Genomic DNA, 10,645 nt, shown 5'->3' on the forward strand with positions numbered 1-10,645 from the left:
AAAGCACCTGGTCGCAATGAATGCGAACACAGAAGGAATCCGGTTTTCGTAATCGGTTAATAGAACTCGTTGAACTAACGTTTCCCGTTATCTGAATGACAAATTACTGGGGCCAGCCACCCCATATATCGAGTTTATTTCCATCTGGGTCATAGGCATAAAAATTAAGACCACAGCCCCCATTATCTTCAATCTCTGATACCTTAGCTCCGTTGTTTTTCATTTGGCTGTAGAGTCCTTGAAAATCATTGACTTCCAAGGTAAGTGCACATTGTTCCGTTCCACCTATTTGAATGTAGTTTAGATTTGTCTGCTCAGGAGTCTTAATCAAAAAAATGGCTTGTCCCGAAGGAATACAAAGCTGAGCCTGATTTTCGTGAACGGGTCTCATTAACTCCAAACCAAAATTATGCACATACCATTGGGCCGATTCTTCTGTATCGGTTGTAGGGATGTAAATGCAGTTAATTTCTTTTACAATACTCATCACATCGTCTCCTCCTTGAATTTAGAATCTCACCTAATTGTATCAGTTTTTGTTATTTTCTGGTATATAAATGATTGTTTTTCTATGTCAACAACCATCCGCCACAATGTAGGTTACTTTATGTCAAAATACTATTATGTAGGAACATTTGTGTATTTTTGTATGACACAAATGTTCCTACATAAAAAAAGAAAAGCCTGGTTTATCAAGCTTTTCATCGGTAGCGGCTTGCTATAAAATCGAAACTTGTAGCTTCATTTTGTTGGAAAAATGCGAATTTGATTAAGATAACTCTTCTTTGCTGATTGCTATAGACGGATAGTGTTCAAGAGTTGTTAGGTCTATTTCCAATGGCACACTATAAACCATATAGTAGTCTTTTGAATCGGTAGTTGATATTAGTTTTTCTATTTTTTGTTGAGCAGTCTCTTTATTGGTTGTAGCAAATACTACTGATACAACACCGACTTTATTATTTTCCAGTTCTTCTACAGAACCTTTCATTATAATTTTTAAGGCTCCTTCTCCATTTAGCCCTAATGCAATGTATTCATCTTGCGTCATATGAAAACCCTCCGTTTTTATGCATCTTATTTTCAATATTACGAACACTCAATAAATCCCAATTCCCGACAATTTCCATTTTATCACATAATTCCTCCCCCTTCACAATCGATTCCAAAGATTAGCATAATAGTCAACTCTATAGTTTTGATCTATTCAAGAATTCACATAACGTCTTATTTGCCGGCTGCTCTCATTATTTTTAGCTATTCGTTTTTAATATCAGTACTCTCTTTTATTTCCCTTCTTTACGAATTCCCACTCGATCTCAATATTTTTTCTAACTCTATGCAGAAGATGAAACAATGTTTCGGATTCTTCTTCAGAAAGTCCCGCTAACGCAACCGAGTTAGAATAATCCCCTTCTCTCTTTAGAAAGGGGTACGCTTGCTTACCCTTTTCAGTTGAAAATAGCCTTTTAATTTTTTTGTTTGTTTCATCGTCTTTCTTTTCAACAAATCCAGAGATTTCGAGTTTTTGTATCGCACGTGCTGCAGTTGTTCGGTCCACCTTTATCATTTCCGCCAGCTTTTCTTGAATAATTCCCGGGTTCTCACATATACGAACCAGATATAAGTACTGCCCTTTTGTAAGATCTAATTCCTTGAACTCTATATTGCTTATGGAATCCAAAGCTCTAGCGATCATTCCAACTTCGCGAAGTATTTCCCTCATTCGAACACCTACCAATAGATTTTTTGTTGCATTTGCAACAATATTATTTTATTATATACCTGTTATTGATGCTGAATTCATTATGCCGAATTTTTCAAAAAAAATAAATCCAGAGAGGATTGGAACCGTGAATACAAAAAGAATCACACGACCTGAGGAATTAGAAAATGCATTCTCCATTCGAAAGAAAGTATTTGTTGATGAACAGGGTGTACCCCTTAAAGATGAATTTGATGAATTTGATGCGCTGAATGGACAATGTGAACATATACTCGCCTATTACAATGGGCAACCCGTTGGCACAGGAAGGATTCGCATTCTTGATGGAATAGGTAAATTAGAACGTATCTGTATTTTAGAGCCATACCGGAAATTTGGGATTGGGAAGAAAATCATTTCCGCATTAGAAGAAATCGCTGTTGAAAAAGGAAATCATCAAGTCAAATTGCACGGGCAAACTCAGGCAGAGGGGTTTTATAGAAAACTTGGCTATCAGGCTTCATCAGCTGAATTTATTGAGGATGGTATCCCTCATATTTTAATGATTAAAGATCTCCTTTCACAATAATGAAGAAGTTTGGCGCGCACGATCATTTATCTGTTTTTCTTGATTACCGCAGTTATTTTCAATGGGCCAATTGGTGTTGGAACTCTACTAACCGTTGGTCTAGGCGGATTAATTCTTAATTACTTTATGCCACTTACACAGAAAGTCTTGAATCAATTGATAAAAACCAGTAAAACACATCAGTGAACCCTTTTTTTGATAAAAGGCATCCACAATAGTAAATATTTAAGGAAGGAATATATGAAATGAAAACAAAAATAACAGGTGTGATTTTGTACCCTTTGTTTAGTGAATATGAATTAACCGTTGCTCTCTCCATTCTTAAGCAGGGAGATCACCCGATAAAGACGATTGGGATTACTTCAGAACCAATAATCGGTGAATCGGATCTAACTTGCATTTCTGATACAACGATCTATGATGTCGATATTAATACGCTAGATAGCCTATTACTTCCAGGATGTATGGATATTTCCACGCTGTATGACAATGATGATCTGATAGATTTTATAAATAGATGTTTCCTATATAATAAAGATCTTGTAATTGCAGCAATCTCAAGTTCTCCATATCTATTAGCAAAAGCAGGAATATTAAAAGATCGTAGATACACAATTGGCATGTATGAAAAACAGAGAAAGGAAACAGGTTTTTTTAATGAAGCGAATTATTGTAATGATCTTGTAGTCCAAGATGGGAATATACTGACTGCAAGAGGAAGAGGGTTTATTGAGTTCGGTGAGAGATTTGGACAATTATTGAAGTTGGATTTCGATTCCAATTGGTATCATGGCAATGCTCCCGACTAAATTCCTCGTAATCGGCGATTCTATCCTCAATGAACTTGTATTGATGAAACCAATTAAAGAATGAAAACAGTAATTTTTCGACCGACACGTTTTTTTATAAAAACGGACAAACAAAGCAGGTTGCCGCGACAACCTACTTTGTCATCAAGAAAAGGGCTATTTATAATATTTTTTGCCAAGGCCGGTGCGGAAGCGCTACCTCTGGGCGATGAACGCCCTTAGGCCTATATCCCAAGCTTTCGCTTACACCGACCACTTCAGTAAGTAAATAAACGATGCTGAGCCACATCTCTGTGCCTTGAAGGCTTGGTTGGTCCAATCGATCTAACTGAAAACTGAATCCCCTGCCCTCTACCCAGCGGTTTAACACCCGTTGTAGCTGGTGTTCCGCCCAGAGGTGAGCGAAATGGTCTATTCCTTAGACGATCTAGTTGTACGTATTCATTGGATGAATGATAAGCACAAGATGTCGGGCTGGAGCGATAAAAGACGAAACATTCATACACATAGCTTCTATTGGATCTATGGAGGTAGCGGATCGTTTATTACTGATGAGGGAATTCAAACAGTTGGACCTGGTACCCTGCTTTACTTAAAGCCCGGTCTTAGAATGTCGATGGAGGCTGGTAGCGAAGGAATGGATATTATCATGACGTTGACCGAGCTCATACAGGTCACGAAGAATTCGGAGACTTCTTTGCATTGGTCAGCCGACGCATTGACGGAATCGCTTCATTTACCGTTTCTACATAAAGCTTCTCCCGAACATCTCCTTTTATGGACGCAACGTCTCCGAAACGCGCACAAATGCTGGGTCCCGGGCTTACAGCGAGGAGAGTTCCATACACAAACGATACTTCTTGAGCTTATTGAAGAATGGCACCGAATATCTACTGCCGAAGAAAGTGGATTATCCGAGCCTCATAAGAGTTTTGAACGTATTCGTCAAGAGTTGGAACTGAGATTTGCTAACAATCTCCAGATCCGCACGTTGTGCGAACTCAATCATCTCTCAACGTCGTATGTTCGAAAATTGTTCATTCGTTATTTAGGAGAGTCCCCGAAAGACTACTTAATGCGAATCCAAATTGAGCACGTTAAGAAGTTTCTTCTTTACACGAATATGCCGCTTAAGGCTGTTGCTGCCAATTGCGGCTTCCTCGATGAATTCCATTTGAGCAGGACGTTCAAGCGATTGAACGGGATTCCGCCAAGCGAATATAGAAAGGTCAACCGGCAATAAACTTCGAGACCGCACTCAACGCGTTCAGAATCTGCTGAAGAACTTTGCCATCAAAATATAATTGATTATAAAAGCAATGTTAATTACTCAGAGGGCGATTTCAATGGAATGGTTCCAATCACTCCAACTTTCGGGGAACGCGGACCGATAGCTCAAAAACCATTAATATGTAAATCGGGATAATTCGCTATATTTATAATATTGCCTGAAGGATCTGTAACATTGAATTCAGGAAATCGATCAATACCCCAAGTATACGTTATTTCGGTTACCTCTTCACCTGCGTCGACGAATCTTTGGTAACATTCAAAAACATCAGATGTTTTTATACAAAGTACCGCATAGGGTTTTCCGTCCGATACAATATGGATTGGAATGGGTTGTTCTACTCGTTTAAAAAACAAATAGGGTCCTGGTTCAAGCTTCAGGTCTGATTCTTCTTCGGTTTTCCAGCAATGTGTAAAGCCGAAATACTTTTCATACCATGCAACGGATTCATCGATATTTCTAACTGGCAGTCTAACCTGAACTACAGTATGAACAAGTGGTTTACTCTTTGATGTGGTGTTCATTTGAAACCCTCCCTCAAGAGAAATCATTCAATACCTTCTATAACTTCTCCATTGTAATAAATAATCCTCTAGACTAAAATTGACCTGCTGGCGTTAACTTTTATTTAACCACTTCCTTCAACTCTTCATCCTTATTACGTGGCTCTTTCAAAGAATGAATCAATACAATAAGGACACCAATGCATAAGAAGGAATCAGCTACATTAAAAACGGGGAAGTGGAAAAAATGAACTTGAATCATATCCACAACTTCCCCTTTAAAAACACGGTCAATAAAATTACCCAGCGCTCCGCCCAATATAAGGGCTAAGCCATAAGGCAAGATCGTTTTTTCACGATGCGCTTTGGGTAAATAGAGCATAATTCCGATAAGGACAACGGTCGTCGCGATAATAAAAAATGTGATTTGTCCTTGCAAAATGCCAAAAGCAGCCCCTCTGTTGCGGAGGGATGTAAGCCCAAGAACTCCAGGTATTAAGGGGATTTCTTGTCCGATTTTCATATAAGTCGACACAAGCCATTTTGCCGCATGGTCCGCAATAATCACGCACAAGGCTATAAAGTAGTAACGAAACACGATGTGAACTCCTCTCCCTTTCTTCAATCCTCTTTGACAACCGGCAATGTCAAGTAAAACTCGGCACCTGCCCCCGGTTTGCTCTGCACCCCAATATGACCTCCATGCTCTTCTACGATTCGTTTGCATATAGCAAGACCCAATCCGGCTCCCCCGAACGCACGGGAACGCGATTTTTCTCCTCGATAAAAGCGTTCGAACAAGTATGGAGTATCCTCTTCGGAGATTCCAATCCCATTGTCTCTGATCACAATCCGAATCCAGTCCGCTTCGTCTCGAGTCGAAATTGTCATTTCAGCGGGATTGCCGGCATATTTTTTTGCATTTTCGATGATATTTTCAAACACCTGCGCCATGCGATCGCTATCGACTTGAATAGGTCTGGAGGGAAAGGGCCGTTCGACAGTCAATACAACCGCAGCATCATGAAACTCCATTTCGAATGGTGCTATCATCGCTTCGAGGAACTCTCGGCTGTCTAGTTCCCGAATGTCCATCACCAGTTGTCCTGACTCTAATTGCGAGAATTGAAACAGATCTTCAATCAAGCGGTCAAGCAGATCGGTTTTGTTTTTGATAACCGCAAGATATCGGGTGACCTTCTGCTCATCCCGGGCTATGCCGTCCTGCAAACCTTCGACGTATCCGCGAATGGATGTAATCGGTGTCCGTAAATCGTGGGAAATATTCGCGATCAGCTCATTGCGGGACCGTTCGTAAGCAGCTTGCCGATCCAAAGATTCCTTTAACCTGGCTCGCATGATATCGAAAGCGGAACTAAAACGGCCCATCTCGTCATTGTATCGATTTCGAATTTCAACATCCAAATTGCCATTCATAATCTGTTCCGCGGCAGCATTCAATTCCTTAAGCGGCAGGAGGATACGTCTTGTGATGACCCGCGCTAATAGATAAGCGCATAAAACAAACGCCACCGCCAGAAAACCGATCAGGAACATGAAGTTTATTCCAATAGCCCCTTCGATTGGATCCGTATGCTTTTCTCGGACTCCGGAAATGCTCATCAAAACAGCAGGAACGATGATGATCACGGTCAGCGTTGCGATCAGCTTGAAGCGAATTCCGAGCTTCATCGCGGACCACCGTCAAGCTTGTAGCCGACTCCCCACACCGTTTTGATCATCGTCGGATTGGCGGGGTCGACTTCGATTTTTTCCCGGATTTTCTTAATATGAACGGTTACGGTATTCAAGTCCCCGCGTTCGTCGAGCCCCCATACATGCTGAAAAATTTGTACGCGAGTCAGTACCTGATTCGGATGAAGGGCAAAAAAACGAAGCACCTCGAACTCCTTAGCCGAGAATGGGACAGGTAGATTCCGGACCGTCACTTCATAAGCCTTAATATTAAGCTCCAGATCTTGATATCGGACGATTTCCGATGTCCCCACAGGAGACAAAAGCTGATTGGCCCTTCTGAGCTGCGCCTTGACCCTTGCGATAATCTCGCCTGGACTAAAAGGCTTAACGACATAATCGTCTGCACCGATCCCTAGTCCGATAATTTTATCCACGTCGCTTTTCTTGGCGCTAAGCATGATGATTGGTATCGACGATTCCGATCGGATCGTGCGACATACTTCCATTCCGTCAAGCTTGGGCAGCATGATATCCAAAATCATCAATTGCGGCCGGTATTCTCTGTATAGGTGTAACGCCTCTCGTCCGTCGCTTGCGATGATGACCTCAAAATGTTCTTCCACCAGGTAGTCTTTTAACAATTCGGCGATTTCTTTCTCATCTTCCACGATCAAGATTCTGTCAAACGACACAGGTTCACCCCATTTAAATCAAAATATCTTTCTTCCTTATCATCATAACACTACCCGCGTATAGAACACCAAAATAGACGATGATGACGGCCAAACCGCCCCACAAGTCTATCGCAGCCATATCGTGTAGAGGAAGAAAGGGAATGACCCGCATTTGATAACCGATAATAAAATCTCTAACCTGCGGGATTCCCTCGACAAGCGGAGAAACAGCTAAAAGCACGAGAGCTGCTCCGATGGAACCGCCTGGATTTGTCGTCAGCAAGGCTACAAAAATAACGATCATACCGAACGCCAGATTAGGCGGCACAGATAGCAGAACGATTTGGGCCACAAGCCGGACCCCTTCGCTAAATGTATAAACAATTTCGTCGACAACTGTTCGTTCCCCCCACCCAAAAGCCAGAGTACCGATAACATAAGAGGAAAGAACCAGAAAAATAAGCAGAACCGCCACAACGGTGAACATAGACACGATTTTGGCATGAAGCAGATCCATCCTGCTTACCGGGCAAAGAAGCGCCTTTTTTAGGTTGCCGCTCCGGTATTCCTCCGCAATGGAATCGGCCGCCAGGATCGCGATCAAAATAGGGATAAAAAATGTGCTGTTATGGAGTAGGATCAATGGAAACGACTGACCATTAGGCCCGAAGCCAGTGAAACCTGCTGCTTCCCGATATATTTGAAAAACAGCCGATATTTCCACAGCGGTCAGAAAAAGCATGAACAAGTACAGCTTTTTCTGCCTGAACACTTTGAAGAGTTCGCATTGGATAAGCTTGCTCAAGGAGCGTACCCCCTTACAGGATGAAATCTTTTCTCTTTATGATGATTGCGCTGACGAGATAGAAAACGGCGATATATCCGGCAATCACCGCGATGTTTTGAGTCGCGGCCTCCCCGTTTATCTGATTAACATATTCATGAAAAAAATACATTTGGTTCACAATGGAATAAGGTTTGAGCTGCTCGAAAGCATTCAAGTATTGCGTGGCGGTCAACACGCCGATGGATAACCCGATCGTTGTGCTTATGTTCGTCGCGGATACGGCAATGAACATCACAATCATTCCGCAAGCCATATACGGCAGGAGCATGGAGAAGGACAGGCGAAGCGTCAACCACACACCTTCTGTCTGCGTATACAGCGATCCGGCATAGAGTGTTTGTTCGCCCCAACCGAATGCGAGCGTTCCGATCGCGTATTCCGCTGCGATGGAGAAAACAAGCAGTACCGTCATGAATACGAATAAGGAGACGATTTTGGCATTGAGCCATTCGATTCGCCGGACTGGACGCAGTAACGACATTTTTAACGTGCCGGTTTTTACTTCGCCTGTTATCAGGTCGGCAACATAGATGGGAATAAATACGGTCATAAATTGAGCCATGCTGTTCAGGAGCGTCAGCGGGAGAGACTGACCGTTAGGCATCAGAATCACCGACTTCCATTCCCCGCCTGCGTTATAGAAATGAACGGTTAACCAAGCATGAACGGCCAGGATAGCCATGAAAATATAAAGTTTTTTTAATCTGAATGTTTTGTAAAACTCGTTTTGGATCAGCCTGATCACGGCTCGCCATCTCCTTCCGTTATGTCGAAAAAGAATTGCTCAAGCGTCCGAGGCCTGCGGCTAATGGTTCGAATGTGAACGCCGCTCGTCATGAGCAGTTGATTCAGCTTGAATGAGCAATCGCCGTTCGTTCGGACGATGAGTTGGTCTTGGGAGCGCGAAACGGAAATGACCTCGGATGCTGATCTTAGAAGCTGCTCCGCCTTGTCCCGTTCCGAAGTGACGATCTCTACGGTTTCCTCTCCTGAAGCAAGCAGCTGCCTGACCTCACCCTCCGCAATCAGCTTCCCTTTCCTGATAACCCCTGCCTTGGTGCATATTTGTTCGACTTCATGAAGCAGATGGCTTGAAATCAGAAAAGAGATCCCTTGCTCCGCCGCGAGCTGCGCGATCAACTCCTTGATCCCCCTCATTCCTTGCGGATCCAGTCCGTTCGTAGGTTCGTCCAGAATGATCAGCTTCGGACGGTTCAGAAGCGCACACGCAATGCCAAGCCGCTGCTTCATGCCAAGCGAGTAAGTACCAACCTTGTCTTTAGCCCGATCGGACAGTCCAGCGATTTCAAGCACTTCATCGATCCGCTTCCGGGTTACCCCCGGCAAAAGGTTCGCCGTCAACTTGAGATTATCATAGGCGGAAAGATACGTGTAAAAAGCCGGATTCTCAACAATGGCGCCTACAAGAGAGATAGCAGCCTTAAACTGCGATTTCAGATGAAACCCGCCAACCCTAACCTCGCCGGCATCGGGATGGACGAGACCCGTTATCATGCGGATCGTCGTTGTTTTTCCAGAACCGTTCGTGCCGAGGAACCCGTATATATCCCCTTCCTCAATTCGAAGATTCAGACGATCCACGACGGTCCTGGAACCGAAGGTTTTCGTCAATCCCCGTACTTCCAGCAGTATCTTGTTTCCCATAAGCTTTCCCCCCGAATATCCTTCGATGATAACCTTGCCTTTCATGTTAACCACTGAAAATTAAAAGCTACCTTTATAAAAATAAAAGTTTGATACTGAAATGATTAAAATTCGATAAAGTGTATTTCAGATTTACCGTCGTTGGTAGTACGTTTAGATAACTTGCACTGGTGCAGTTCTTCGTCCCGTTCATGCACTAGGAATGAAATATGTTACCTTGCAAGAAAATTCTTGGTTTCTTGACGATCCTGCTCATTTCATATCTGGGACGAATGCATTTCGTCATTGCACAGCAAAAAAGGGATATCTCAACAGTCATTGAATAATGACCTTGATGCTCCCCTTTTTAGCCTAAGTACCGCTATAAAAATTCAAGTTCAAACTTGGTTAGATTGAAGACTAGAGCGACATTTCAAGATTAAGCAAAATTGGGCCGGAGCAGACCTCGCCTTGATTTCGATCGCAGGTGCTTATCGTAAGTTGTGGTTTCTAGCTCAAACGAAAATGCGAAATTAACTCTAATTGAAAACCGTCTTCATTCACGTAAAACAATATATGTTCTTGTCACCCGACAATAGTTAGTAGTGTGGTTTTAAATAGTTGCAAAGGTGATCTTCATTTTGATAGTAATCAACAATGATGATTACTTAGCCATATTTGTAAGCGTAAAATAGCCCCCACCTGGCAATTGGTCAAGACCCCATTTTATAGACACTGAATAAAGCCCTAGGCTGTAAGCTGCTTCCGGTACTCTACCGGAGGCAGCTTATTTAGCATTCGTTGTGGACGATGTTGATTGTAAAACTGAATATACTTTTCAATTCTCCTTTGTGCCTCATTCATATTTCGGATATCATAAGGATA

Annotated in this window: 15 protein-coding genes and 1 pseudogene; 4 read left to right on the plus strand and 12 right to left on the minus strand. The window is 42.6% G+C overall.

Going from position 1 to position 10,645, the window contains the following annotated elements; translation table 11 throughout:
• Positions 1 to 103: 103 nt before the first annotated feature.
• The 3 genes from AC3WU2_RS10990 to AC3WU2_RS11000 form a co-directional block, all read right to left on the minus strand.
• Positions 104 to 487: a VOC family protein gene (locus AC3WU2_RS10990; RefSeq protein WP_492453991.1), complete on the minus strand. Its 384-nt coding sequence runs from the start codon at positions 485 to 487 to the stop codon at positions 104 to 106.
• A 282-nt stretch (positions 488 to 769) separates the two neighbouring features.
• Positions 770 to 1,051 carry a hypothetical protein gene (locus AC3WU2_RS10995; protein WP_492453993.1) on the minus strand — a complete coding sequence of 94 codons (282 nt, stop codon included), beginning with the start codon at positions 1,049 to 1,051 and terminating at the stop codon, positions 770 to 772.
• Between the two features lie 222 nt (positions 1,052 to 1,273).
• Complete coding sequence (locus AC3WU2_RS11000; RefSeq protein WP_492453995.1) at positions 1,274 to 1,726, minus strand: MarR family winged helix-turn-helix transcriptional regulator; 453 nt, start codon at positions 1,724 to 1,726, stop codon at positions 1,274 to 1,276.
• A 127-nt stretch (positions 1,727 to 1,853) separates the two neighbouring features.
• On the opposite strand from AC3WU2_RS11000, the gene AC3WU2_RS11005 reads away from it, so the two are divergent.
• The 3 genes and pseudogenes from AC3WU2_RS11005 to AC3WU2_RS11015 all read left to right on the plus strand — a co-directional run bounded on the left by AC3WU2_RS11005 (position 1,854) and on the right by AC3WU2_RS11015 (position 3,103).
• Positions 1,854 to 2,294 (plus strand): GNAT family N-acetyltransferase, encoded by a 441-nt coding sequence (locus AC3WU2_RS11005; protein WP_492453997.1) that lies wholly within the window; start codon positions 1,854 to 1,856, stop codon positions 2,292 to 2,294.
• Positions 2,295 to 2,306: 12 nt separating this feature from the next.
• Positions 2,307 to 2,480, plus strand: a pseudogene (locus AC3WU2_RS11010) (YitT family protein); the annotation flags it as partial.
• A gap of 59 nt (positions 2,481 to 2,539) precedes the next feature.
• A complete protein-coding gene (locus AC3WU2_RS11015; RefSeq protein WP_492453999.1) occupies positions 2,540 to 3,103 on the plus strand; it encodes a DJ-1/PfpI family protein in 564 nt (187 codons plus the stop codon).
• Here the strand turns inward: AC3WU2_RS11015 and AC3WU2_RS11020 are convergent.
• Positions 3,021 to 3,191: a YxiJ family protein gene (locus AC3WU2_RS11020; protein ID WP_492454001.1), complete on the minus strand. Its 171-nt coding sequence runs from the start codon at positions 3,189 to 3,191 to the stop codon at positions 3,021 to 3,023. The two genes, AC3WU2_RS11015 and AC3WU2_RS11020, sit on opposite strands and share 83 nt — an antisense overlap.
• Positions 3,192 to 3,509: 318 nt before the next feature.
• On the opposite strand from AC3WU2_RS11020, the gene AC3WU2_RS11025 reads away from it, so the two are divergent.
• A complete protein-coding gene (locus AC3WU2_RS11025; RefSeq protein WP_492454003.1) occupies positions 3,510 to 4,346 on the plus strand; it encodes a helix-turn-helix transcriptional regulator in 837 nt (278 codons plus the stop codon).
• Between the two features lie 152 nt (positions 4,347 to 4,498).
• Here AC3WU2_RS11025 and AC3WU2_RS11030 read toward each other — a convergent pair whose 3' ends face one another.
• The 8 genes from AC3WU2_RS11030 to AC3WU2_RS11065 form a co-directional block, all read right to left on the minus strand.
• The gene (locus AC3WU2_RS11030) at positions 4,499 to 4,918 is read right to left on the minus strand and encodes a VOC family protein (protein WP_492454005.1); all 420 of its coding nucleotides are present in this window, start codon (positions 4,916 to 4,918) and stop codon (positions 4,499 to 4,501) included.
• A gap of 100 nt (positions 4,919 to 5,018) precedes the next feature.
• Positions 5,019 to 5,495, minus strand: a complete 477-nt coding sequence (gene lspA, locus AC3WU2_RS11035) for a signal peptidase II (protein WP_492454007.1) — start codon at positions 5,493 to 5,495, stop codon at positions 5,019 to 5,021.
• Between the two features lie 23 nt (positions 5,496 to 5,518).
• Positions 5,519 to 6,589, minus strand: a complete 1,071-nt coding sequence (locus AC3WU2_RS11040; protein WP_492454009.1) for a sensor histidine kinase — start codon at positions 6,587 to 6,589, stop codon at positions 5,519 to 5,521.
• Positions 6,586 to 7,287 (minus strand): response regulator transcription factor, encoded by a 702-nt coding sequence (locus AC3WU2_RS11045; protein WP_492454011.1) that lies wholly within the window; start codon positions 7,285 to 7,287, stop codon positions 6,586 to 6,588. The genes AC3WU2_RS11040 and AC3WU2_RS11045 overlap by 4 nt, the downstream gene beginning before the upstream one ends.
• 13 nt (positions 7,288 to 7,300) lie before the next feature.
• Positions 7,301 to 8,074, minus strand: a complete 774-nt coding sequence (locus AC3WU2_RS11050; protein ID WP_492454013.1) for an ABC transporter permease — start codon at positions 8,072 to 8,074, stop codon at positions 7,301 to 7,303.
• A gap of 13 nt (positions 8,075 to 8,087) precedes the next feature.
• Complete coding sequence (locus AC3WU2_RS11055) at positions 8,088 to 8,861, minus strand: ABC transporter permease (RefSeq protein ID WP_492454015.1); 774 nt, start codon at positions 8,859 to 8,861, stop codon at positions 8,088 to 8,090.
• Positions 8,858 to 9,781 (minus strand): ABC transporter ATP-binding protein, encoded by a 924-nt coding sequence (locus AC3WU2_RS11060; protein ID WP_492454017.1) that lies wholly within the window; start codon positions 9,779 to 9,781, stop codon positions 8,858 to 8,860. The genes AC3WU2_RS11055 and AC3WU2_RS11060 overlap by 4 nt, the downstream gene beginning before the upstream one ends.
• 726 nt (positions 9,782 to 10,507) lie before the next feature.
• Positions 10,508 to 10,624, minus strand: a complete 117-nt coding sequence (locus AC3WU2_RS11065; protein ID WP_492454052.1) for an IS3 family transposase — start codon at positions 10,622 to 10,624, stop codon at positions 10,508 to 10,510.
• Positions 10,625 to 10,645 lie beyond the last annotated feature (21 nt).

This window comes from Paenibacillus sp. EB106-05-06-XG162, from assembly GCF_058791655.1.

Coding starts and splice junctions, on each gene's coding strand:
- AC3WU2_RS11065 (WP_492454052.1), bottom strand. CDS start 10,624: ATGAATGAGGCACAAAGGAGAATTGAAAAGTATATTCAGTTTTACAAT.
- AC3WU2_RS10995 (WP_492453993.1), bottom strand. CDS start 1,051: ATGACGCAAGATGAATACATTGCATTAGGGCTAAATGGAGAAGGAGCC.
- AC3WU2_RS11000 (WP_492453995.1), bottom strand. CDS start 1,726: ATGAGGGAAATACTTCGCGAAGTTGGAATGATCGCTAGAGCTTTGGAT.
- AC3WU2_RS11060 (WP_492454017.1), bottom strand. CDS start 9,781: ATGGGAAACAAGATACTGCTGGAAGTACGGGGATTGACGAAAACCTTC.
- AC3WU2_RS11030 (WP_492454005.1), bottom strand. CDS start 4,918: ATGAACACCACATCAAAGAGTAAACCACTTGTTCATACTGTAGTTCAG.
- AC3WU2_RS11015 (WP_492453999.1), top strand. CDS start 2,540: ATGAAAACAAAAATAACAGGTGTGATTTTGTACCCTTTGTTTAGTGAA.
- AC3WU2_RS10990 (WP_492453991.1), bottom strand. CDS start 487: ATGAGTATTGTAAAAGAAATTAACTGCATTTACATCCCTACAACCGAT.
- AC3WU2_RS11025 (WP_492454003.1), top strand. CDS start 3,510: ATGGTCTATTCCTTAGACGATCTAGTTGTACGTATTCATTGGATGAAT.
- AC3WU2_RS11040 (WP_492454009.1), bottom strand. CDS start 6,589: ATGAAGCTCGGAATTCGCTTCAAGCTGATCGCAACGCTGACCGTGATC.